The sequence below is a fragment of the Bartonella sp. SL320 genome (assembly GCF_059687635.1).
This window is the reverse complement of the sequence record NZ_CM185143.1, coordinates 1507902-1531417: the sequence shown is the minus strand read 5'-3', so window position 1 is coordinate 1531417 and position 23516 is coordinate 1507902. Positions and strand designations below refer to the sequence as shown.

The window sequence follows — 23516 nt, the reverse complement described above, 5'->3', positions numbered from 1 at the left end:
TTATTTACATGATTGGAGATCCTTCAAAAACAATAACAGTTTTTGCATGGATATGAAGATATTTACTGATAAACAGCAATTGCTCCATTCTGCGTTGCCTCCAAGGGTGTCTACGCAGAAGTCTGTTCTATAATTCAAACTATTCATAGATGCAAGAGTTGTGGGAAAAATCGATGATTTCTACCGTTAAAAAGGAGGAAATGTTACAAATTGCGGTGCGGATGGAGAATCAACCAATAGGCGCTGATATGTTTAAAATTAAACACTGGAGATGTTATGAAGGTTGATATTGCCTTGGGTGAGATGTCAGAAAGTCGTGCTTTGCATAAATCGATGCCAGCACTTCTTGATCTGGAAGAATTATTGGCGACACGTCTTCTTGTACAAGGAAATTCCGGTTCAGGAAAATCACATCTTTTACGCCGTCTTTTAGAACAAAGTGCTCAGTGGGTACAGCATTGTGTAATTGATCCAGAAGGCGATTTTGTAACTTTGGCAGATAAGTTTGGTCATGTTATTGTAGAGGCTCAACGCAGCGAATTAGAGTTAACGCGTATTGCACATCGCATTCGACAACATCGGGTTTCGGTGGTGTTTAATCTTGAAGGATTGGATACTGAACAACAGATGCGTGCTGTGGGGGCTTTTCTTGGAGCACTTTTTGATGTGGAACGTGATTATTGGTATCCTATGCTTGTTGTTGTTGATGAAGCACAATTGTTTGCTCCAACTGCAGCAGGAGAAGTTTCCGATGAAGCACGTAAAATTTCTCTGAGTGCTATGACCAATCTTATGTGTCGAGGACGGAAACGGGGGCTTGCTGGTGTTATTGCAACACAACGTTTAGCTAAGCTTGCCAAAAATGTTGCTGCTGAAGCTTCAAATTTTTTAATAGGGCGGACTTTTCTAGATATCGACATGGTGCGGGCGGCTGATCTTTTGGGAATGGAGCGTCGTCAAGCGGAAATGTTTAGAGACCTTGAGCGGGGACATTTTATTGCTTTAGGCCCTGCTTTATCACGGCGCCCCTTACCAATCATCATTGGTTCGGTTGAAACTTTGGCACGCTCTTCTAGTCCTAAATTAATGCCACTTCCAACAGAGCGGGATGATATAGATGTACAAGAACTCGTTTTTACGGCTTCACCAGAGGAAATTTTAACACCATTTAAACAAACACGAGAGCCGGTGAGAGAAAAATCAATGCACGAGATGTTAGAAGAGGTCGTGCATAAAAAACAAGAAATATTGGAAGAAACCCCAAGCTTATTTCCTGAACTTTCTGATGTTGAGCGTGACAGTCAAGCAGAACAAGTTATTCGGGAAATTCTGGAGGATCCTGAGGCTTTTTATCGTTCAACAGCGGTACTTTATCAAGACTTTTCAGTTCGTTGCCGTATCCATGGTATGTCAAAGGTTCCTTTTAATCTTTCACAATTTCGGCGTAAATTGGCTATTGCGCAAGCTTTTGTTGATGAACAAACCGCTGTCAGTGAACATTGGAAACATATTTTGCAGATATCAGAAAGCTTGGAAGATGATGTTCAAGGCGTTTTCTTGAATGTGGCACAGGCTGCATTAGGCGGAAAGCCGTGCCCATCCGATGCATTTTTGGCCCGTCTTTATGGGACACATTCTTTAAGCCGTGCACGTCGACTTTTAACCTATTTCGAAGAGCGTGGACTCATTGTTATTCATACGCATTTTAGTGGACAACGTATTGTTGCATTTCCCAACCTTGGTGTCGAAACAGCACCAGGAGATCCTAAGGAACCACTTTAACCAAATAAGCTGGAAACGGATTGCTCTGCTGCTGTTCTGGCGATTGCTTCTCCAATGAGATCAGCAATGGGCAAAACGCGAATATTATGGGCTTTCTCAATGGCCCCTGTTGGCATAATTGAATCTGTAATAACGAGTTCTTTCATTTCTGAATGGGTAATGCGTTCAATAGCACTACCAGAAAGAACACCGTGGGTGATATAAGCTGTGACACTATTGGCACCATGTTTAAGCAGAGCGCTTGCTGCATTGCATAAAGTTCCCCCTGAATCAACAATATCATCCAGCAAAAGACAATCTTTTCCTGATACATCTCCAATAATATTCATAACTTCTGATTCACCAGGGCGTTCGCGACGTTTATCAACAATAGCAAGTAAACTGTTCAAGCGCTTAGCGAGCGAGCGAGCGCGGACCACCCCTCCCACATCCGGTGAAACAACAATAACATTTTCAAGAGAATAATGCACTTTGACATCGCGAGCAATGACAGGAACAGCATAGAGATTATCTGTGGGGATATCGAAAAAACCTTGAATTTGTCCTGCATGAAGATCCAATGTTAAAACCCGATGGGCGCCTGCTTCAGTAATGAGGTTAGCAACAAGTTTTGCAGAAATAGGAGTCCGTGGTCCAGGTTTCCTATCTTGTCGGGCATAGCCAAAATAAGGAATAACCGCTGTAATACGACGCGCAGAAGAACGACGAAGGGCATCAATCATGATAAGCAGTTCCATCAAATGATCATTTGCCGGATAAGATGTGGATTGCAAAACAAAAACATCTTGTCCACGTACATTTTCATGTAACTCTACGAAAATTTCTTGATCAGCAAAACGCTTTACAGTTGCTCTTCCTAAGGGAATATTTAAATAATTTGTAACATCTTCGGCTAGGCGTGGATTAGAATTTCCGCAGAAAAGTTTCATAGTAGGACCTCTGAATAATCATGGTGAGAATGCGACACGGTTTTTAATTTCTTTTTACTAAATTGCAAGAAAACAATTACAAAAGCCTTACAATTTTATTGATTACTATTAAAGAACTATGCGGCGTGCTTTCTCTTTTTCCAAAATTTTTGTTCTTTGTAGAGTTAATTCTTGAAATTGTAACAAAAAACAAAGGATGTGATTTAATTGGTACGGATGAGAATGTGCGATAGAGAATGATTTATTTATTTTTTTTTGTTGTAAATTTCTGCAACATATATTTGTTGTAAAAAAAAGGAGAGGTTATGAGGATTTTTTTATCTTAAAATGTTCATTCAATGTTGATTGGCTTTTTCTAGAGTTATTTATAAAAAACAGCTTTCATATAAATAGTATTTCATGTTTGAGGTAAAGGATAGGGCGTATCCGAATAATTATTTTGTTAGAAATAATGATAATCAAATAGTAAAAAAGAGAGCAATTGTTTTATAATAGCTACAGTTTTTTTGCTTTATGAAGCCGACGAGAATTTTGTGAAAAAGCCATAAAGGGACTTACTTATTTCTTTGCTGTTTTGATCTTTTTATGAATGAAGAAATATTTATCTTTTATTGCAGCATAATAGCAGACATTTGCCGTCCATAATCAGGCTCATCGCGGTGTGTTGCTCGTCGATAAGAAAAAAAACGCTGTTCATCTTGATAGGTACAAAGCTCTACACAAGAAGCATTAACCCCTGCTTCTTTAAGTTGATTGATAATAAATTCCCACAGATTAAAGTAAAAGTGATTGACTTTTTTTGTTTTTAAAAAATATTTTTGAAATTTGCTATGAGACTCAATAAATTGATTGTAAAACTCACCTGTGACTTCATAGTGGCAAGGGCCAATACAAGGTCCCAGCACTGCTGTTATTGATTGCCTTTTAGCGCCTTGTTGTTCCATAATAGCAATTGTTTTCTCGATAATTCCATTTAAGCTTCCGCGCCAGCCAGCATGCGTTGCGGCGATGACTCCAGCTTGTGGATCAGCAAATAGAATGGGGCCACAATCTGCTGTAAGAACCCCAATAGCAAGTTTTTGGGTGGTCGTAACAAGAGCATCTGCTTGAGGAAGATCTCCGACAATTGCTTGATCAACGACGACAACGTTACAGGAATGTATTTGATTAACTGTGACAAGATTGTGTGCCTCAATAGCAAAATAATCAGCGATCAAAAGACGGTTGTGCGCAATATGGTCAGGATGATCATTTGAACTTTTTCCAACATTAAGACTATGATAAAGTTTTTTTGAAATACCACCTTGACGTGTAAAAAATCCATGTTTTATTCCATAAAGGCGTAAAGTAGAAAGATCTTTTGCAAGGATAGGATGAAGGACAGGTTTCATAAAAGTTCCTTGATGGGGATTATTGGAAGTAGGGGAGGGGGACGCTCATCTTTGTCAATAAATATTCCAAATAATAATGAATTTATTACCACAATTGCCGATCATCAAAATTGAGGAGGTATCGATATATTTTTATCACTGACATGTAAAACTTTAAATAATGTGCCCATTTGATCTGGACCAGTGAGCCGTTCGATGTCTTGGCAGATTTTTTCTTGCAAGGGAGCACTTTTGTTCATTCCAAGCTGTTTTGCACGTTCTAAAATTCCCATTTTAAAAAGAAAGTCTCTTTGGTCCAAGATTTCAGAAAAACAGCCTTTTTCAAGAGCTATGTTTTTTAAAAAAGAAAAATCAACATGGGATGTTAAATCATGTTCACCAGGAGCATCAAAAACATCGCGAAATTGATGTTTTGAGAGTGCTTGCAGGGTATCGCCAAAAGCAAGGTCACAAGCACCATAGTCAATAAGCAAAGCAGAACCTGTCATTTGCACTAAATGGTGGCTGATTTGTTGCATGAATTGATGTCGTAAGGGGGCATGTTCAAAAATTGTTCCATCAGGAACTTTAGAACAATGGGTTTGTAAACAAGAAGAGGGAAGTTTATGTGGAGCGGCAATAAAGATAAGATCTCCATCTTGATTGACAGTAATGCAGCGTTCTTTCCATTCTCCATTGACTTTAATATATTGGTTTATGGGGAGTGTATCAAGGAATTCATTCGCAATAAGGAAGAGAGGTTTTAAAGGAATTTGATTAAAATTTTCAATGTGATGGATTTTTTTTTGATAAGAGCAAAGGCGCGTTTTTTGTTCTTTTGCAAGTTGTTGGCTTATTTCCACCAAAAAAATTTCGGCCGCATTAAATGCTGTTATAGAGAGCTTTTGGATGGTTCGCAAAATATCATCCATCAAAGTTCCACGTCCTGGACCTATTTCAGCAAGAATAAAAGGATGAGGACACCCTTGGGCTTTCCAGCTTGCAAGAGTCCAAATGCCAATCATTTCTCCGAATAATTGGCTTACTTCTGGGGCTGTAATGAAATCACCAGTACGCCCAAAAGGCGTTTGTGTTTGATAATAGCCAAATTGAGGGTCTGTGAGCGCCAATGTCATATATTGACTGACAGTAATGGGGCCATGAGATACAATAATGTCTTTAATTTTTTCTTTGAGGGATGCCATTTTCGGTAGATTTGTCTTTAAATGCTTGAAGGAGGAGATAAAACCCTAAAAGAAACATGGGAAGAGATAAAGCCATGCCATAGGTAAAGCCTGTAGAATGAAAAAGAGTCGAGAACCATTCTGGATCTTCTTGAGGAGCACGGTAAACTTCTGAGATACTGCGTGCTATTGCATAACCTATAATAAATATTCCTGACACAGCTCCGCGGCGTTTGAGTGCTTTGAAGGCAAAAATAACAATGAAGAGAATAATAAAAAGAATAAATCCTTCCATAAATGCTTCGTAAAGTTGGCTTGGATGGCGCGGTAAATAGGAAGGATCTAGGGGAAAACAAACTGCCCAAGGTTGAGTGGTAACGTTGCCCCATAATTCTTGATTAATAAAATTGCAGATTCGTACAATGCCGATACCGATAGGAGCACCGGCAGCAATGATATCAAACATGGATCGTATGTTGATGTTATTTTTACGAGCAAATAAAATCATTGCAATGATGATACCAATGAGACCACCATGAAAAGACATCCCCCCATCCCATACGGCAATGATAGCACTTGGATGGCTAAAGTAATAAAGAGGATCCCATACAAGAACTTGTCCTAAACGCCCTCCGATAACGACGCTTATAGCAGACCAGACAACAAAGTCTCCGATCTTCTCTTTATCCATAGGGGGGTAATTTTTATGCCATAGAGATGATTTCTTTAATAATTTTTGCGCATACCACCAAGCAAAAAGAATACCGATAACGTAACCAAGTCCATACCAATGGAGAGCTATGGGCCCTAGCTGGACAATGACAGGATCAAGAAAAGACGGAAAAGCAATAGCTGGACAAGACAGATTATTCATGAATTAAGCACTTTACATGATATGAAATGGATATGAAGTGACTCTGATGATCAGAAATGACAGATGAAGGCATAATGGTCAAGTCAAGAGAGAGGCAAGTCAGAAAGGTGAAGGGGTTTCCACTGGTTTATCATTATAAAAAAAATTATAATGATAAAAGGGACATTAAAAAACTTCTAAACACAATCATCATAAAAAGTTTGTATAGCAAAAATAGGGTAAAAGGAACAAATTACAGTATCTAAATGTTATGAGAATACGCTATAATGCATGTATCAATAATTATTTAAGGAAATTTTTTATGCGTAATGGATCAAACCGTATTCTTGATGAATTAGCCAAATTAGCAACGGATGCCGCTGACGTTGCGCAAGGTATTCGCCGTGAAGCTGGAACAGCTTTTCGTGTGCAGGCCGAAAAGATAGCCAACAAACTTGATCTCGTTTCTCGCGAAGAATTTGAAGCCTTTAAGGAGTTAGTGCTGAAAGTCCATGCCGATAATGCTGATTTGAAAAGGCGCCTTGATGATTTGGAAAAAAATGATTTAAAAAAAACACAAACACGAAAAAAGTAAAATCGTCTTTTAAAAAAATGCCTCAAAAAAATATCCCCAATTTTTCAATATGATGCGTGAAACTAAAAAATGCTTAATCTTGAGTCTGTTAGAGGGAAGTGTTTGTTTATTTTTGGTAAAAATACATTTTTTGAATCAAGGGGGGACTGGCGCTATGAAATTGTATCAATACACTGAAAAGACTTGATGATTCGTTTTATGATTTCAGGTTGCCCTCAAAGAGCATGCCAAGAGTGTGGTTATGTTCTGGGTATTTGCGTACTGTTGATGTCTTTAATGTGTATTTGTTTGGTGTAAAGGTTCTGATTGTAGCAAAATATTGTTACAGTTCAGTTGATTTATATTTTGTTGACGATGTTTTAAGATGATTGAGGATTATGATGAGGCTTGCATTTTGCGCCACAGAGAGAAAAGAGCATCCTGTTGACTTTATTGAACAGATTGCTTGTGAATATGACTGGTCGTTTGAGCGGGATGCACAAGATGAAATTTGTGTTTGTGTGGAAGGAAAACGAGCAAATTATCGTCTTGCTTTTTCATGGATGGAAGAGCAGGAAGCCCTTCATTTGGCATGTTCATTTGATCTTTCTATTGAAAATGCTCGAACAGCTGAAATACAGCGTTTATTACTCGCGATTAATGAAAAATTGTTGTTGGGACATTTTGATTATTGGCAAAGGAATAATTCGGTTATTTATCGACAAGGACTTCTTTTGGCGGGTGGGGTTCATCCATCCCATATACAGGTTGAAACATTGTTGATACACGCACTTAAGGTCTGTGAAAGCCATTATGTTGCTTTTCAGATGGTCGCTTTATCAGGGGAAAGCGCTTACAATGCACTCCAATACACTTTATTTGAAACTGTAGGGAATGCCTAAAATATCAAATCTGTTATTTTTTACAGATAGTTTGCTGAAATATTGCTCAGAGGGGGATATCGAGAATAGCGCGTAAGCCCCCGAGAGGGCTCTCATCGAGTTGTATATTACCACCATGGCTGCGTGCTATGTCCTGAGCAATAGAAAGGCCAAGTCCTGTTCCACTTTCATCTTGATTTCGTGCTGTATCAATTCTGAAGAATGGTTTAAAGACTTCTGTTCGCATATCTTTATGAATCCCAGGTCCATCATCATCGATGATCAATATAAAAGATTCTTGTTGAGAGTGAGCTGTTAGTTTAACGGTTGTGCCGTAACAAAATGCGTTCGAGACAAGATTGCTGACCAAGCGTGTGAAAGCCCAGGGGCGTACTTGTATCTCTGTAGGGCCTTCAATGGTGTAGGAAAATTGTCGTTTGTGAAGATGAGCATCGGCAGAGAATTTTTGCATAAGAGCATTAAGGTCAAAGGTTTTGACACTTTCACTTCCTTCACCCCGGGCAAAAGCAAGATAACCTTCTAACATATTTTGCATATCACTTACATCTTGCTCAAGTGGTTTAATATCAAAATCAGTATTTGCTAATGCTAACTGAAGTTTAAAACGTGTAAGAATAGTTCTCAAATCATGGCTTACACCTGAGAGCATCATGGTGCGTTGTTCTATCTGGCGTTCAATCCGTTCACGCATGCGTAAAAAAGCAATGCCTGCACGACAGACTTCCTCAGCTCCTTGTGGTTGAAATCCTTTTGGTAAGGGACGTCCACGCCCAAAACTTTCAGCAGCTTCAGCAAGTTGTTGAATGGGTTTTATTTGATTGCGTAAGAAATAAATTGCTATCAGCAATAAAACAAGAGCAGTTCCCAGCATCCAGCTTAAAAAAATAGCAGTATTGGAAGCATAAGCTTGACTGCGTGGTGCAAAGACGCGCAAGATGCTGTGACCAAGGTGGATACGGATTTCAACAAGATCAGAATCCCCTACGGTATCAATCCAGAAGGGACGATTGATTTGGCGGGTGATTTCTTCACTGAGAAAATAATCAAGAATTGCAAAAAATGGTTTCGGTCCTGGAGGAGGAAGAGGGGCAGGAGAGAGAATAGAAATATTGAGACCCAGACGTTGTTGTGCAATACGTTTGATATCTTCATAGTTATCTTTGTTATCTTTCTGCGGATAGGTTTCAATAATATCAATAATGGCTGCAATATCATGTACGACAGCTGTTGAAAGACGCTCAGTGACCATTTGCCAATGACGTTCCATAAAGACATAAGCAATGACCGTCTGCAGAAGCACCATGGGAGCGATAATAATGATCAAAGAGCGAGCATAAAGCCGTTTAGGCATCTTTTTCGTTAACCATCGAAAAAAAATTCTTAAAGGTTTGACCATTTTAGCGCCTATTCAATTGAGAGTTTATACCCTATTCCTCGCACGGTTTGGAGCCATATAGGCAGTGCTGGATTTTTTTCGATCTTACGACGAAGGCGATTGATTTGTACATCAATAGCACGTTCACTGATTGTATTTTCATCCAGTGCAAATTGATGACGCGGAATAATGTCACCAGCATTTTCAGCAAAAATGACCATCATTTTTTGTTCTTTATCGGTTAATTTAATAATTTCTCCTCCCCTTTTAAGTTCACGCCGTGAAATTGAAAATATATAAGGACCAAAAACGATTTGCTCAATTTTAGGTTGGGAAAGGGGAAAACCACGTCGTAAAATGGCGTTGATGCGAAGGAGAAGTTCACGAGGATCAAACGGCTTGGCAAGATAATCATCTGCGCCTGCTTCTAATCCACGGATACGGCTGTCTGTTTCTGATAAAGCTGTTAGCATGAGGATAGGAACATCTTTTGTTTGGCGAAGTGAATGGGTAAGATTAATACCGTTTTCACCCGGCATCATGACATCAACAACAAGAAGGTCAAAATCTAGACTTGCCAATAGTCGTCTTGCTTGATTGGCATTAGCTGAAACGGAAACACGAAATCCATGTTTAATGAGAAACTGAAATAAAAGATTACGAATACGTGTATCGTCATCAATCACAAGAAGGTGAGGGGCATCGTCACACAAAACTTGAACGTGATCGGTCATTCTTCAAAACCTTTAAACTATTTTTCAAAATATTTAACTTTACATAAGTTGCATAAAGCTGTCGAGCAGGCTATCCTATAGATAAAAGGAAATGTTTCTTGTAAGCTTGAAGAAAGTAATCTTGAAAAATTTATTTTTTGAAAAGAATTTCATGAGTAATTTTAGTACACATATTATTCCGGTTACACCTTTTAAGCAAAATTGTACTCTGCTTTTTGATGAGGAACAAAAAAGTGGCGTTTTAGTGGACCCTGGTGGGGATTGGCTTCGAATTCAAAAAGTCATTAAAGAAAAGGGTGTTACCGTTGAAGCGATTTGGATAACACATGGTCATTTTGATCATGTGGGGGCAGCCATGCAAGCAAAAGAGACGCTTGGTGTTAAAATTATCGGTTCACATTGCGATGATAAGCCTGTGATGGATGCTGTGGTTGAGAGTGCAAGAAGCTATGGTATTACGGATACTTCTGTTTGTATTCCAGATCAATGGTTAGAAGATGGCGATAGTGTTCATTTTGCTGAACATGTATTCCAGGTTTTTCATACACCAGGGCATTCTCCTGGTCATGTTATTTACTTTAATGAAAAAGAGCGTTTCGCTTTATTGGGTGATGTTCTCTTTCGTGGTTCTATCGGACGTACAGATTTTCCTTTTTGTTCCCATGAAAAATTGATGAAATCACTTCGAGAAAAAGTTTTATCTTTAGGGGATGATGTCCGTTTCATCTGTGGGCATGGTCCTGGGAGTTATCTAGGCTATGAGCGTCAGTGGAATCCTTTCCTTCAAGAATTAAATACATAACCCTAAAACGCTTGAAAGCGTTTTAGGGTTATTTAAAAATTTTTGGCAAAGTAAAAATGTTAATTTAATGGAGCATAACAAAAGTGGTCTCGTCCATCATAGCCTCGAAAAGTACCTGTTTGAGGGTTGAATGAACGATATTTTTTCTTGCAATATTGAATCCAGCCACGAGTCCACGGTTGCTGAAGAGGTTGGCCTGTTACTGTTGACTGAACTTCATAAATGACTTGGTTTTCTGGAACTTGTTGATATATTACTTGCGGAACCTCTTGATATATGACCTGTCCTTGTGGCACAGGTTGATAGATAACTTGTGGTTGTTCTGGTTTTTTCAAAACATTGCCAAGAATTGCTCCGGCTGCGAGACCCAGAATACCTGCTGCTAAAGCATCTCCTGAGTTATTACGCGTCACATGATGTTCATGTATATGATGATGTGTTGTCTTTTTGCGTTCAACATAACGATATGTTTTGCGCTCAACATGATGACGATTATGTTCACGTCTTTTATGCTCCACATGATAATGAGGATGAGTATGATAATGGGGATGAATATGAGAAGAGTGATGTCTCTCAAAAGTAGAATGGCTATTAGAATGATAAGAAGGGAAATAGGAATTCATTCCTCTCCTCATGTCATGCATTTGCTTATCCATACTTTTTCTCATATCATTTATTTGCCTATCAACATGATTTTCACTATGCATCCATTTCATATCTGCAAGCGCTGTACTGAGTGGCATCAGAATGGTTGCTGCTGATACCGCTGATAATACCGCTAATTTACTTATTTTCTTCATAGCGACACTCCTTGACCTAAATTCGTATTTCTTCACATCATATACATGACAAGCTGAACATAATCTGAACGACTTTTGACTTTATTTAGACAAAACGAATTAAAGAGCTATTTGGTTGATAAAAAATGATAAAATAAACAGAAAATAAAGATTTTTTTTCATAAAAAACACATCTATTAATGTTAATCGACAAGAATCATATTGATAAAATCTCATTTTTACAAGAGTAACAAAGCTTTTAGTTTAATAGATAACTCTTGTATCATATGATACTTTATAACTTAAAAATACAAAAATATAAATCAAAAAAATACCAACGTTATTATAAATATATGCTTTTATAATAAGAGGATATTTTATATTTGAGGGAGCATATTGTGTATTTTTATGGATGTATCCTCCAACTTTTAAGATTCATCAAAATAACATATTTCTCGTGAATGATATACAGCATGATCTTTACACTGATAAAAACATAAGGGTGATGACATCATTGTATGTATGAATAATATTTATAAGCTCTTCATTTTACGATCGGTTTTAGTCTTGAGAAAGTTTGGAAAAGATGACCATCTTTTTCTCTGTTTCTTTCATTTTTTGAAATGTTGGTATCTATGGATGAACCTTCGTGATTAAGATTTGTATCATCTAAAAGTTAATGGAATTATGGGGAGGATGTTTGCTACACTATTTTAAAGGCTCATCCGCAATGACGAGTTCTATTTTCTGGAGTTGTTTTATTTCATCACGAAGTCGTGCAGCTTCTTCAAAATTCAGGTCTGCTGCTGCTTTACGCATTAGTTTTTCTAGAGATTGAATATGGCCTGCTAACTTGTTACGATCCATATTATTTTGTGTGATAAAATTAGGAATATTTGAAGGATTTTGATAGTTTTCACTTCCTGCATTGAGAATGTCGTCGATATTTTTTTTGATACTGGTTGGTGTGATATGGTTCTCTTTATTGTAAGCTATCTGTTTTTGTCGACGTCTTTGTGTTTCTTGTAAAGCACGTTCTATAGAGCCCGTAATGGTATCCGCATAAAGAATAACGTGGCCATCTACGTTGCGTGCGGCACGTCCGATGGTTTGAATGAGCGAGGTTTCTGAGCGCAAAAAACCTTCTTTATCGGCATCTAGTATGGCAACAAAACCGCATTCTGGAATATCTAAACCTTCTCGAAGGAGGTTAATCCCAATGAGGACATCAAAGGTGCCAAGCCGCAGATCACGAAGAATTTCAATACGCTCTAATGTATCAATATCAGAATGCATATAGCGTACCCGAATACCTTGTTCGTGGAGATACTCTGTCAAATCTTCGGCCATACGTTTAGTTAGGACAGTGACCAATGTACGATAGCCTTTTTGGATTGTTGTACGAATTTCATTCACAACATCATCGACCTGAGTGCGTGCTGGACGAACTTCTGTTTCTGGGTCAACAAGCCCTGTTGGGCGAATGATTTGTTCAGCAAAAATGCCATGGGATTGTTCTATTTCCCAGCGTCCAGGTGTTGCAGAGACAGCAATCGTTTGTGGACGCATCGCATCCCATTCTTCAAAGCGTAAGGGGCGGTTGTCCATACAGGAAGGGAGACGAAAACCATATTCTGCTAGAGTGGCTTTTCTGCGAAAGTCACCGCGATACATGCCACCAATTTGGGGAATGGTTACATGGCTTTCATCGATAAAAGCAAGCGCATTGAGTGGAATATATTCGAATAAGGTTGGTGGTGGTTCACCAGGATTTCGTCCGGTTAAATAACGCGAATAATTTTCAATTCCTGGACATGAACCTGTTGTTTCTAACATTTCTAAATCAAAAATTGTACGCTGTTCTAAGCGTTGTGCTTCTAAAAGACGTCCAGCAGCATTCAATTCATCAAGACGTTGAACGAGCTCTTTTTTGATCGATTTCATTGCTTGATTTAAGGTTGGACGTGGTATTACGTAGTGTGAATTAGCATAAATTTTAATAGATTGAAGGTCATCTGTTTTTTGTCCTGTTAGAGGATCAAATTCCGTAATTGTTTCTACTTCATCACCAAAAAGCGAGATACGCCAAGCACGATCCTCAAGGTGAGCAGGAAAAATTTCAATGGTATCCCCGCGTACACGAAAGGAACCACGAACGAAATTAATGTCTTGTCGATAATATTGTTGAGAAACTAAATCAGCCAAGAATTTCCGTTGATTGAGTTTTTCCCCTTTTTCTATTTGGAAGGTCATAGCCGTATAGGTTTCTACCGAGCCAATTCCATAGATACAGGAGACAGATGCAACGATGATAACGTCATCACGCTCTAAAACGGCGCGTGTTGCAGCATGGCGCATACGGTCGATTTGTTCATTAATAGAGGATTCTTTTTCAATATAAGTGTCAGAACGTGCCACATAGGCTTCTGGTTGATAATAGTCATAATAAGAAACAAAATACTCAACAGCATTGTGAGGAAAAAAACTTTTAAATTCCCCATAAAGCTGCGCTGCTAAAGTTTTATTCGGGGCTAAAATGAGAGCTGGACGCTGTGTTTTTTCAATGACTTTCGCCATCGTATAGGTCTTTCCTGAGCCTGTAACCCCCAAAAGCACTTGTGTCCGTTCATCTTTTTCAATTCCCTCAACCAGCGTTTTAATGGCTTGAGGTTGGTCGCCTGCTGGCTGAAAGGAGGTTTCGAGTTGAAATGGAATACCGCCTTCAGATTTTTCAGGACGAATAGGGCGGTGAGGTGTCCATAGTGCACCATTCTTAAAAAGAGGATTACCTGAAGCAATAAGAGCAGAAAGAGCTTCTACGGTTGCAGTAACACCATTTTTCATTGTTGTATCCTTTGATAGAAAAGTGCTGGTGATCTTAAAGGAAATACGAATTTTTACAATTTCATTACGATAACAGCAAAACGTTATAGAACAAGTTTGTTTTGGTTTACTGGAGTGTTCATGAGGATATTGATCAAGTTTTTTCTATGAGACGAATTCTTCGAAATGTTTCTTTGGAGGGGGCGTATTCATGGACACTATTGCCTTCTTGTCATGATGATCTTTAAAAGGGCATAAGTTATTATGGCTGTGATAGAGAATAATCATATGTGGTTTGTTTGGGAACTGAAGACATTGTGTATGTGTGATAAAGATCATTTCCATCTTTAAATGAAAGATAACGAGATGACACCCAGCCTACTTGAGTATTATATCGGATATGGCACCAATTTCCTTCACAGTTTTTAACAAAGACCAGCTCTCCAGCAGAGATTAAGCCATAAACCTCATGCTGAGTGCTTGGTCCTGTTCTAAAATTAAGATTTGTTGTCACAAAGGCATCTGCTGCCTCAGATATTGTTGGGGCTAAAAAGAAAGAGGCAATCATAAAAAAAGTGACAAGTTTTTTCATTTTTCTGCAAAAAAATTCTTTAAAAATTATCCTTCTTTCTCCACATCTCATATGATTTCTTTTTCTAGACTATGATAAAGAAGAAAAAAATACAATTCTTTCTTCTTTAGAAAACTGTAAAGAAGGAGAGTGAAGTTGAACATTCTAAATACAAAAATGAGATGTTTTAAACACTATTAGTGCATGTTTTGTTTCCTTTGATTTATTTTTATATGGAAAACAGGGATACTGTGCTATATAATAGGAAAGATCGTAGTTTTCGGATTCCAAAAGTAATTTTGGAAGCCGTTTTTTGTATTTTTATTAAACCTTCCGTGTAATAGAAAGGGACGGGTTATGGAAAAAGTTCCGATGACTACAACTGGTTTTGAAAGTCTTAAAGAAGAGTTGCGTTGGCGTCAACAACAGGAACGTCCAAGAATTATTGAAGCAATTTCTGAGGCGCGTGCCCATGGTGATTTGTCTGAAAATGCCGAGTATCATGCTGCTAAAGAAGCACAAAGTCATAATGAGGGGCGTATAAATGAGCTTGAAGATTATATTGCGCGGGCAGAAGTTATAGATGTCTCTCGTCTTTCAGGCGACAAAATCAAATTTGGAGCGACCATTAAACTCTTGGACGAGGATACTGAAGAAAAAAAGGTGTATCAGATTGTAGGGGATCAAGAAGCTGATGTAAAGGTTGGTAAAATCTCTATTTCTTCACCGATTGCACGTGCACTCATTGGTAAGCAAGAGGGTGATGTGATTGAAGTGAATGCGCCTGGTGGTGCACATAATTACGAAATCATTAAGGTTCAGTACATCTAAATATCTAAATTGTTATGCGTGTGTCTTTAGAAGAAACTGAAATTATTGCGCCTCACTTTAAAAGGCGTTTATCGGGAGTAACATCTACGATTATTCAGCTTGTTCCACTGCAGCGCGAACAGGGGGTGCGTATATCCACTTTCGGGCTTGGATTACCAAGAAGTTTACCGGCTCTTGCCTTTAAGGACCTTTTCGGACTTTGGAAAAGTCCGAAAGGGAAGTCGTTTCGTGTTTGGCATGCAAGGCGTAATATTGAGATGCTTTGTGGGATCTTTTTGCGTGATGTCTTGCGTATGAAGCTTAAACTTATCTTTACATCCGCTTCTCAACGTCATCATAAGTCTTTTACAAAGTGGTTAATTCGCCGTATGGATAGAGTAATTGCTACAAGTGTACAGACGGGATCGTATCTAGAAGTGCCTCATAGAGTTATTATGCATGGGGTGGATATGAGGCGGTTTACGCCACCACAGACTCTTGATGATTCCTTTTCCTCGACAGGATTTCCAGGAAAATATGCGGTGGGATGTTTTGGCCGTGTGCGCAGCTCAAAGGGAACAGATTTATTTGTGGAGGCAATGATAGCGTTATTGCCGCGCTACCCAGAGTGGACAGCACTTATCGCTGGTCGTACGACAGAGCAACATTATCATTTTGAAAAAGAATTACGCAAAAAAGTTGCTAAAGCAGGTTTGGAGGATCGCATTATTTTTCTTGGTGAGATTTTGGATACACCTTTGTGGTATCGTCGCCTGTCGCTTTATGTTGCACCTTCCCGTACAGAAGGTTTCGGTTTAACGCCTTTGGAGGCAATGGCATCACAGGTTGCGGTTGTAACGAGTGATGCAGGAGCTTATAAAGAATTGGTGGTGGAGGGAACCGGAACGGTTGTTAAAGCAGGAGATGGGGGAGCTTTAACAGAAGCGATTGAACCTTATTTTGCGGATGTAGAAAAAACATTGGCAGACGGAAAGAAAGCTTTAATCCACGTCCGTACACACTTCCCTTTGGAAAAAGAGGCAAGTGAGATTGAAAGTGTTTACAAAGAATTGTTTGAGGAAAAAACAGTTTAATACTATATAAAAAAATCCTTTTGGGAATGATAAAAAGTACTCTCTTAAAGGTTCTTTCATAATTATTAAAAAAATAAATATTATTTTACAAAATTTATTTTGTCTTGAGTAGAATGCTATAAGAATTTCTCAAAATTTTGGATAAAAGACTAAAAATGTCTACGCTTGAGAATGATATATGGCTTATAATAAAAGTATACGCGGAGGGAGGAAGGCTATTCTCATAATATATTCAAAATAAGGCAATAAGACTTTAGCTCAAGTCTAGAAATTATACACTACCTTGACAGTATTATGCTGATATTATTCGTTTGATAAGACTTAAATAGACAGCGAAAAAATGTTTCTGATCTTAAAAAAAGAATAATAATGCTATCTTCCATGGATAAAATAGTCATACATATTTTCAATAAATTCATAATAAGATGGTTTTAAAATCAATATATTGATTCATATAGATAACTTACCTTTTAAATTTGCATAAGAGCTTTGAATATCGTAAGATTTTTTCATATCAAATCTGTTGATATTCAATCAATAAATTAATGAGAGCTCTCCGCTTGCACATCACAATTGGAAGATGGCATAGGGTGAATAAATATTATTTTGCATATTCTTCACGCCTTTTTAGCTTGTCAATTTTTTTATCACGGGAGAATAAAATGTTATACATTAGAATTGTTCACGCCAGAAAGCGGGAATAAAAAGGACGAATATTGTTATGATTTCAAGGCGTCCAGCTAACATTAGAAAACTTAAAATCCATAAAGCATTATCGTTGATTGTAGAAAAGTTACCAGCGGGGCCAATAATATCTCCAAAACCTGGGCCAACATTTGAAAGTGCTGTTAAGACGCCTGTGAAGGCAGAGGTAAAATCAAGACCCGTTGTCAGCAAAAGCGCGGTGCCAATAACAAGGCAAAACATATAAAGACAGACAAAAAACAAAACAGCTTGAGCAACATCGTTTGATATATTTGAATGATCGTAGCGCGCTTTTACAACGACATTAGGAGAGAGAAGTTTTTCTATATTTGTTTGTGTAATACGCCAAAGAATAATGAGGCGATTGATTTTCATCCCACCAGAAGTAGAACCAGCACATCCGCCTGTAAAAGAAACAATGAAGAAAATTCCAAGCGCAAACGGTCCCCAAAGTTGATAATCTTTCGCACTGTAACCTGTGGTGCTAATAATGGATGAGAGGTGAAAAATGACATCAAGAAAAATCACGTGGAAAGCACGAGGATCATGAAACCGTAGCCATGCTGCTAAAGCAAAGCTAAAAATGAGAACAATGTGGAGAAAAACAATCACTTGTGGATCAAGGAAGCGTTTGGAGTGCCCTGGAAGGACTAATTTAACATAAAGCACGAAGGGCAAAGCAGAAAGCAACATGAAAATTGTTGAAATAATTAAGATGGCTGGTGTATCAGAAAAGTAGCCAAAAGAAGCATCATGCGTTGAAAAACCAGCGGTTGCAACCGTACTCATTGCATGGTTAATGGCATCAAATAAGCTCATACCTGCAGCAAAATAAGAAAGCATACAAGCCAGTGTGAGTCCAACATATGCAATGATAATTCCGTTAGCAATTTGGTTGATGCGAGGCAATATTTTTTCAGATTTATCAGATGATTCCATATGAAAAAGTCGTACGCCCCCCACACGTAGAGAAGGCAAAAGCAAGAGGGCTAAACCGATAAAACCAATGCCTCCAATCCAGCATATAATGGAGCGCCATAACAAAATACTTCGCGATAAATTATCAAGCCCAGAAAGGACTGTGGAGCCTGTTGTTGTGATTCCAGAAACAGATTCAAAGATGGCTCCTGCTAGAGAAATGGGAAGAGAGGAAAGATAAAGAGGTAAGGCACCCACAATGCTTCCTGTAAGCCAAAGACAAACGGTAAGCATAAAGCCAAGCCGTGCTGAAAAACGACAAGTAGCGCCCTTTGTTGCTAAAAGAATCAGCGTTGCTAACATTGTCGTTATGGCACAAGAATAGAGAAAGATCATCCAATTACGGTTGTTGTCGTGCAAATCCACAAAAATTGGTAAAAGCATCGCTCCTCCCATAATTAACGCAAAACGTGCACAGACATTGATAATAAACTGAAAAATGACCGTTCCCTATCTTCGTATCTCTTTTTATTATGGTTTTGTGCTGATAAGAATTTACGTTTTTCTCTTTATAGGATAAAGTTTAATTCTTAACATTAACATGCCTTAATGAATTGGTGATCAAACCTTTTCATAAAATTTTAAAAGAAGTATATATACAACATAATTGAGGCTATTGAAAAATGTTTTTTTAAAAAGGCTGTATTCCGTTATCATTTATAGAATTATTAAGTTGCAAAATTATTAAGTTGTAAAAGGTGAAGGGGATTTAATGGTACAATCGCATATACGTCTGCTGATTATTGGCTCAGGTCCGGCTGGTTATACAGCGGCGATCTATGCGGCAAGAGCAATGCTCAAGCCAGTCTTAGTGACAGGTTTGCAGCAGGGAGGGCAATTAACAATTACAACAGATGTCGAAAATTATCCAGGTTTTGCTGATCCCATTCAAGGTCCATGGCTAATGGAACAAATGGCAAAACAAGCTGAGAATATGGGGACAAAAATTGTTTATGATACGATTACAAAAGCAGATTTATTGAAGTATCCTTTTGTTTTATATGGGGATTTAGGAACACAATATTCTTGTGATGCCTTGATTATTGCTACAGGAGCTCAAGCGCGCTGGCTTGGTTTAGAAAGTGAACAGACTTTTATGGGCGGTGGTGTTTCTGCTTGTGCAACATGTGATGGTTTTTTTTATCGGGATAAGGATGTTATTGTTGTAGGAGGAGGCAATACGGCCGTTGAAGAAGCCCTTTATTTATCGCATATAGCAAAAAGTGTAACTGTTGTTCATCGACGAGAACAATTTAGAGCAGAAAAAATTTTGCAAGATAGGTTGTTTGCTTATAATAATGTACGTGTTCTGTGGGATCATGTGGTCGAAGAAATTGTAGGGCTACCAGCTCAGGGAGCGAAGGGAGCTGTTGTAACCGGGGCACGTTTGAAAAATGTTAAAACAGGTCACGAGATGAAGATAGAAGCAGAGGGAATATTTATTGCTATTGGGCATGATCCTGCTGTGTCTCTATTTGCAGGACAATTGAAACAAAAACGAGGTGGCTATTTATGGACGGCACCAGACTCAACAGCCACAAGCATTGCTGGTGTTTTTGCTGCAGGGGATGTAACAGATGACACATTTCGCCAAGCTGTAACAGCAGCAGGAAGGGGATGTATGGCAGCATTGGAAGCAGAGCGGTTTTTAGATAGATCTAAGCATTAATAATTCATTGAAAACATAGAGAATCTAGAGGTAGAATTAGTTGTGGCGCCACCGTTGGATTGGGATAAGTTAAGGGTTTTTCACGCTGCGGCAGAAGCGGGATCATTTACGCATGCTGCTCAAAAGCTTCATTTATCCCAATCAGCAGTTTCACGACAGGTTGCGGCTTTAGAACAAGAGGTTGGGGTTTCGTTATTCCAGCGTCATGCGCGTGGTTTGATTCTTACACAACAGGGTGAAACTCTGTATCGTACAGCTCATGATGTTTTGATGAAGCTTGAAAGTGTACGTTTGCAATTAAGTGAAAGCTATGCAAAACCAACAGGGCACTTGCGTGTGACTTCGACCTTTGGAATGGGGGCAGGGTGGATTGCAGAGCGTATGCCAGAATTTCTTAGTCTTTATCCTGATATGCAGGTCCAGCTTTTGCTTTCCGATGAAGAACTTGATTTGACAATGTATCATGCAGATTGTGCTGTTCGCCTTCATCGTCCCCAACAACCTGATCTTATACAAAGAAAATTATTTACAATCCATATGCATGTTTATGCTTCGGAAAAGTATATTGCAAATTATGGAAAACCGGAAAAATTGTCTGAGCTTGATGAACATCGTATTATTTCGTTTGGTGAACCAGTTCCCCCTTATTTGTCTGGTTTAAATTGGTTGGAAAAAGCTGGTAGAAGTGATGGATCATTGCGCACTTCAGTCCTACAAATCAACAATATTATTTCAATAAAGAATGCGCTTATGCGTGATCTTGGGATTGCAGTACTGCCTGATTATATTGTCAATAATGATGAGCGCTTGGTGCGTCTTTTTCCTGATATGGTTGATATTCCTTCTTTTGATACTTTTTTTTGTTATCCTTATAATTTGAAGAATTTGGCAAGGTTGAATGCTTTTCGAGATTATATTTTTTTGAAAGCACGTCAGTGGTCTTTTTAATATTCATGCCTTAATTTATAAGGAATAATTAATTATTTTGCACTTTGAGACTTTCATAATATTCTTTCGTTTCAAATCTTTCCATATTAAATTAATGAAAATCATTCATTGCATGATGTTGTAAATGTGCCAATTATAGATTTAATCATAAGAATCCAGCTTTATTTATATTAAATTAGAAGCGTGCTACCCTTAAGCTTCTCTCATTTAAAACCTGTTTATATCAAATCACTTTCTTTCTCATCATAAGAGTGGGATGGCAGATGTGGATAAAAATTGTATAAGAGGCATGCCTTTTCATAATCCCTTTTAAGTTTCAAGGGGCATCGCACAATTGGGGGCTGGTAAATTAGTGTGAGGGTTGAGACTTTTCTTTCACAAGTGTAAAGGTGAGGGGGCTCAATAGATTTTATATTATTTCATAGGGGTTTTATTGTTAGACCATTTACGGGTGCTGCCGCGAAAGGAGCTTGAATGTTTTGAGAAATATCTCTTTAAAACAAGCGTGTGAATTGGCAATGCAAGTATATTCCATATAGGGCGATCTATTTTACGTGAAGGGTGTGACCTTATTAAAGAACGGGATAAACAAAATTTAAGGTAATGCAATCTCTATTATTGAAAGGATATTTCTCTAGAGACTTTTGAAATCTGTACAGCAGAATTAAAAGGTGATGGTAAAGATGGGAATGGATTTCTATCCTTAAAATTTTATATTTTTTTCAAATGAGATTGTCTGCCTGTTTTTAGAAATTACATAAATAGAGATACACAATACTCTTGTCATCATCTAGCATATAAAAAAAAGCTAATAGAGTTCTTAAAGCACTGAACTGTCTTAATCTTTGTTTCAAACATGCTGCGGTGTTAGGATTGAATGTTGATTGACAAGCAGCGGAAAAAGCACGTTCTCTGTTAGGAAAAAAATACCATAAAACGCGAAACTCTTCAGCTATGAATTGGAGAGATACCGCAATTTTTTATATTACAAAACGCTTTGCCAAACAATAATCATAACACAACGGGCTTTGCATTTGCTTATTCTTGCAAGGGGGGCTTTTCCCTTATGTCATATTCATAAAATCAGGTTGCGGATGATAGTCTCTACCATCCTTGGTTCGAGAATATGAAAGGTCGATTGATCCGATGAGAGAATTTCGTATGTCTTTATTATTAGAGATTTTAAAGCAAGCGCACTTTCTTTCACATAATGATTTCTTTTTTTCTGCGAGAGGTCGCAGTTACTTGGTTAACAGTTGTATGTCAAAGTATATGAGAAAAATAAACTTTAAGCTTGTTCACATGGGGTTCACTCTAATTTACAAGGGGATTGGTTAGCTAAAATAACCGATGCCTTTCATGAGGACGCTGAAACTATTTTAAGTCATACGGTAGAAAGTATGCGTGTGGATAAACACTTTTGCAGAAAAAAATAAAATATCTTTTATAAATGCTTTCACATGAGAAGGCTGCTATAATATTGAAAACAAATGATCGTATGAGGGATAAGCTCTCTCTATTTAATCAAAGAGAATGGTATAAGATTGAAGAAAAATTAAAGCTATGTGTTTATTGCATAGCAGATACGCTTAAGTCTTTATTGTGCTTCCTCTTATAAAATGACATAGAATGTTATCTCTTGATTATGTTGCCTCCCATTGCATTTTCTTGAGTGTTCCCTTACGAAGATCTGTCAGATTGATTTTATCTCTGAGGATTTTCCAGATTTGCCGGACATTTGTCCGGCTTTTTTTTACTCCTCCAAGAGCTTTTTGAAATTTCAATGCATGGGAAGATTGATAAGAATAAAATTTCAAAACTTGTAGATATCCAACAATTTTTTAAAAGCATACTAAAGCTCAACGAGGAATTTGAGAGAGGTTTATTCTGTTGTACCCTAAAAACACTGTTTTTAGGGAGGTGATATACAGCGTATAAATTTTGTACATGAAGTGTTTTGTCTGAGAATATGAGGTGAATATTGAGGACTTTTTCGTAAAAGCTATGAAGTTAATCAAATCGTTAATAGAGAAAACTTAAGAAAAATTGAACTATTGACACAGCGAAGAAGGATAGGCTCTTCTTAATTTTAAAGTGAATAGGAATTTGAGAAAAAATTTAATTTAGGACCATTTTATAAGAGTGATAATGCTTAAAAGTAGGAGGTCTTTTTTCGTATTATAAGTAAATAGGGAAGGAAAACTTTATCAATTCACGCGCTTCCTTAAGTGGCGTCTTTCAGTGTGCTCAATATTTTTACAGCCGTGGATCGTATAACGTAAAAGTTTTCACAAAGAATATAAGATTTATTGTATATAACTATTTTTATACTTATGAAGCAGCAAGCTGACCATTAGCATTCTTTTACCAACTTTCAACAGTTGCATAATCTTTGTATTTGAGAAAAGAAGGTATTTTGGCTCTTTTTTTATTGTTTGTACTCACACATTGAATCTTTTTGTGATGAGAAAGATAACAATTTTGATTAGTTTCAGACGAATAAATCTGCAAACTCTGCGAGAGGGACAACGCAAGTTAAAAATCAAAGAGTTATAACCAATAAATATTTTTCTATATTTTATCTTAATAAGAGGGAAAGAAAATCGATTTTTTAATTCAAGTTATTCTCGTAAT

18 protein-coding genes are annotated in these 23516 nt (G+C 37.8%); 8 read left to right on the top strand and 10 right to left on the bottom strand.

Annotated features, from left to right (window positions below; all coding sequences use genetic code 11):
* Positions 1-276 precede the first annotated feature (276 nt).
* Positions 277-1782: a helicase HerA domain-containing protein gene (locus AC6ER8_RS06320; RefSeq protein WP_497077869.1), complete on the top strand. Its 1506-nt coding sequence runs from the start codon at positions 277-279 to the stop codon at positions 1780-1782.
* Here AC6ER8_RS06320 and AC6ER8_RS06315 read toward each other — a convergent pair.
* The 4 genes from AC6ER8_RS06315 to lgt form a co-directional block, all read right to left on the bottom strand.
* On the bottom strand, positions 1779-2711 hold the full coding sequence (locus AC6ER8_RS06315; protein ID WP_497077868.1) for a ribose-phosphate pyrophosphokinase: 933 nt from the start codon (positions 2709-2711) through the stop codon (positions 1779-1781). The genes AC6ER8_RS06320 and AC6ER8_RS06315 overlap by 4 nt on opposite strands.
* A 608-nt stretch (positions 2712-3319) precedes the next feature.
* Positions 3320-4102, bottom strand: a complete 783-nt coding sequence (pgeF, locus tag AC6ER8_RS06310; protein WP_497077867.1) for a peptidoglycan editing factor PgeF — start codon at positions 4100-4102, stop codon at positions 3320-3322.
* A gap of 104 nt (positions 4103-4206) precedes the next feature.
* Positions 4207-5286 carry a class I SAM-dependent methyltransferase gene (locus AC6ER8_RS06305; RefSeq protein ID WP_497077866.1) on the bottom strand — a complete coding sequence of 360 codons (1080 nt, stop codon included), beginning with the start codon at positions 5284-5286 and terminating at the stop codon, positions 4207-4209.
* Positions 5261-6139 carry a prolipoprotein diacylglyceryl transferase gene (gene lgt / locus AC6ER8_RS06300; protein ID WP_497077865.1) on the bottom strand — a complete coding sequence of 293 codons (879 nt, stop codon included), beginning with the start codon at positions 6137-6139 and terminating at the stop codon, positions 5261-5263. The genes AC6ER8_RS06305 and lgt overlap by 26 nt, the downstream gene beginning before the upstream one ends.
* A gap of 301 nt (positions 6140-6440) precedes the next feature.
* On the opposite strand from lgt, the gene AC6ER8_RS06295 reads away from it, so the two are divergent.
* Both AC6ER8_RS06295 and AC6ER8_RS06290 read left to right on the top strand, forming a co-directional pair.
* The gene (locus AC6ER8_RS06295) at positions 6441-6713 is read left to right on the top strand and encodes an accessory factor UbiK family protein (protein WP_497077864.1); all 273 of its coding nucleotides are present in this window, start codon (positions 6441-6443) and stop codon (positions 6711-6713) included.
* A gap of 380 nt (positions 6714-7093) precedes the next feature.
* Positions 7094-7594 (top strand): type III secretion system chaperone family protein, encoded by a 501-nt coding sequence (locus tag AC6ER8_RS06290; RefSeq protein ID WP_497079652.1) that lies wholly within the window; start codon positions 7094-7096, stop codon positions 7592-7594.
* A 46-nt stretch (positions 7595-7640) separates the two neighbouring features.
* Here the strand turns inward: AC6ER8_RS06290 and AC6ER8_RS06285 are convergent, their stop codons facing one another.
* Positions 7641-8990, bottom strand: coding sequence for an ATP-binding protein (locus AC6ER8_RS06285; RefSeq protein WP_497077863.1), 1350 nt, complete (start codon positions 8988-8990; stop codon positions 7641-7643).
* 8 nt (positions 8991-8998) lie between these two features.
* Positions 8999-9703, bottom strand: a complete 705-nt coding sequence (locus AC6ER8_RS06280; RefSeq protein WP_497077862.1) for a response regulator — start codon at positions 9701-9703, stop codon at positions 8999-9001.
* A gap of 151 nt (positions 9704-9854) precedes the next feature.
* Here AC6ER8_RS06280 and AC6ER8_RS06275 point away from each other — a divergent pair, with 151 nt between their 5' ends.
* Positions 9855-10505, top strand: coding sequence for an MBL fold metallo-hydrolase (locus AC6ER8_RS06275; RefSeq protein WP_497077861.1), 651 nt, complete (start codon positions 9855-9857; stop codon positions 10503-10505).
* Positions 10506-10564: 59 nt separating this feature from the next.
* On the opposite strand, the gene AC6ER8_RS06270 is transcribed toward AC6ER8_RS06275, so the two are convergent.
* The 3 genes from AC6ER8_RS06270 to AC6ER8_RS06260 all read right to left on the bottom strand — a co-directional run bounded on the left by AC6ER8_RS06270 (position 10565) and on the right by AC6ER8_RS06260 (position 14699).
* A complete protein-coding gene (locus AC6ER8_RS06270; RefSeq protein WP_497077860.1) occupies positions 10565-11305 on the bottom strand; it encodes a BA14K family protein in 741 nt (246 codons plus the stop codon).
* A gap of 687 nt (positions 11306-11992) precedes the next feature.
* A complete protein-coding gene (gene uvrB, locus AC6ER8_RS06265; RefSeq protein ID WP_497077859.1) occupies positions 11993-14128 on the bottom strand; it encodes an excinuclease ABC subunit UvrB in 2136 nt (711 codons plus the stop codon).
* A gap of 241 nt (positions 14129-14369) precedes the next feature.
* Complete coding sequence (locus AC6ER8_RS06260; protein WP_497077858.1) at positions 14370-14699, bottom strand: SH3 domain-containing protein; 330 nt, start codon at positions 14697-14699, stop codon at positions 14370-14372.
* A 336-nt stretch (positions 14700-15035) separates the two neighbouring features.
* Between AC6ER8_RS06260 and greA the strand changes: the two genes are divergently transcribed.
* Positions 15036-15509: a transcription elongation factor GreA gene (gene greA, locus AC6ER8_RS06255; protein ID WP_497077857.1), complete on the top strand. Its 474-nt coding sequence runs from the start codon at positions 15036-15038 to the stop codon at positions 15507-15509.
* A gap of 14 nt (positions 15510-15523) precedes the next feature.
* Positions 15524-16582 (top strand): glycosyltransferase family 4 protein, encoded by a 1059-nt coding sequence (locus AC6ER8_RS06250; RefSeq protein ID WP_497077856.1) that lies wholly within the window; start codon positions 15524-15526, stop codon positions 16580-16582.
* A 672-nt stretch (positions 16583-17254) separates the two neighbouring features.
* Here AC6ER8_RS06250 and AC6ER8_RS06245 read toward each other — a convergent pair.
* Positions 17255-18649: a TrkH family potassium uptake protein gene (locus AC6ER8_RS06245; RefSeq protein WP_497077855.1), complete on the bottom strand. Its 1395-nt coding sequence runs from the start codon at positions 18647-18649 to the stop codon at positions 17255-17257.
* Between the two features lie 328 nt (positions 18650-18977).
* Here AC6ER8_RS06245 and trxB point away from each other — a divergent pair, with 328 nt between their 5' ends.
* Both trxB and AC6ER8_RS06235 read left to right on the top strand, forming a co-directional pair.
* The gene (gene trxB / locus AC6ER8_RS06240) at positions 18978-19934 is read left to right on the top strand and encodes a thioredoxin-disulfide reductase (protein WP_497077854.1); all 957 of its coding nucleotides are present in this window, start codon (positions 18978-18980) and stop codon (positions 19932-19934) included.
* A gap of 42 nt (positions 19935-19976) precedes the next feature.
* Positions 19977-20882 carry a LysR family transcriptional regulator gene (locus AC6ER8_RS06235; protein ID WP_497077853.1) on the top strand — a complete coding sequence of 302 codons (906 nt, stop codon included), beginning with the start codon at positions 19977-19979 and terminating at the stop codon, positions 20880-20882.
* Positions 20883-23516 lie beyond the last annotated feature (2634 nt).

What these genes read in the sequence shown, in the direction of transcription:
- AC6ER8_RS06315 (WP_497077868.1), bottom strand. Translation starts at nt 2,711, where the DNA reads ATGAAACTTTTCTGCGGAAATTCTAATCCACGCCTAGCCGAAGATGTT.
- pgeF (WP_497077867.1), bottom strand. Translation starts at nt 4,102, where the DNA reads ATGAAACCTGTCCTTCATCCTATCCTTGCAAAAGATCTTTCTACTTTA.
- AC6ER8_RS06270 (WP_497077860.1), bottom strand. Translation starts at nt 11,305, where the DNA reads ATGAAGAAAATAAGTAAATTAGCGGTATTATCAGCGGTATCAGCAGCA.
- AC6ER8_RS06295 (WP_497077864.1), top strand. Translation starts at nt 6,441, where the DNA reads ATGCGTAATGGATCAAACCGTATTCTTGATGAATTAGCCAAATTAGCA.
- AC6ER8_RS06290 (WP_497079652.1), top strand. Translation starts at nt 7,094, where the DNA reads ATGAGGCTTGCATTTTGCGCCACAGAGAGAAAAGAGCATCCTGTTGAC.
- AC6ER8_RS06285 (WP_497077863.1), bottom strand. Translation starts at nt 8,990, where the DNA reads ATGGTCAAACCTTTAAGAATTTTTTTTCGATGGTTAACGAAAAAGATG.
- uvrB (WP_497077859.1), bottom strand. Translation starts at nt 14,128, where the DNA reads ATGAAAAATGGTGTTACTGCAACCGTAGAAGCTCTTTCTGCTCTTATT.
- AC6ER8_RS06250 (WP_497077856.1), top strand. Translation starts at nt 15,524, where the DNA reads ATGCGTGTGTCTTTAGAAGAAACTGAAATTATTGCGCCTCACTTTAAA.
- AC6ER8_RS06260 (WP_497077858.1), bottom strand. Translation starts at nt 14,699, where the DNA reads ATGAAAAAACTTGTCACTTTTTTTATGATTGCCTCTTTCTTTTTAGCC.
- AC6ER8_RS06280 (WP_497077862.1), bottom strand. Translation starts at nt 9,703, where the DNA reads ATGACCGATCACGTTCAAGTTTTGTGTGACGATGCCCCTCACCTTCTT.
- AC6ER8_RS06320 (WP_497077869.1), top strand. Translation starts at nt 277, where the DNA reads ATGAAGGTTGATATTGCCTTGGGTGAGATGTCAGAAAGTCGTGCTTTG.
- greA (WP_497077857.1), top strand. Translation starts at nt 15,036, where the DNA reads ATGGAAAAAGTTCCGATGACTACAACTGGTTTTGAAAGTCTTAAAGAA.
- trxB (WP_497077854.1), top strand. Translation starts at nt 18,978, where the DNA reads ATGGTACAATCGCATATACGTCTGCTGATTATTGGCTCAGGTCCGGCT.
- AC6ER8_RS06275 (WP_497077861.1), top strand. Translation starts at nt 9,855, where the DNA reads ATGAGTAATTTTAGTACACATATTATTCCGGTTACACCTTTTAAGCAA.
- lgt (WP_497077865.1), bottom strand. Translation starts at nt 6,139, where the DNA reads ATGAATAATCTGTCTTGTCCAGCTATTGCTTTTCCGTCTTTTCTTGAT.
- AC6ER8_RS06245 (WP_497077855.1), bottom strand. Translation starts at nt 18,649, where the DNA reads ATGCTTTTACCAATTTTTGTGGATTTGCACGACAACAACCGTAATTGG.
- AC6ER8_RS06305 (WP_497077866.1), bottom strand. Translation starts at nt 5,286, where the DNA reads ATGGCATCCCTCAAAGAAAAAATTAAAGACATTATTGTATCTCATGGC.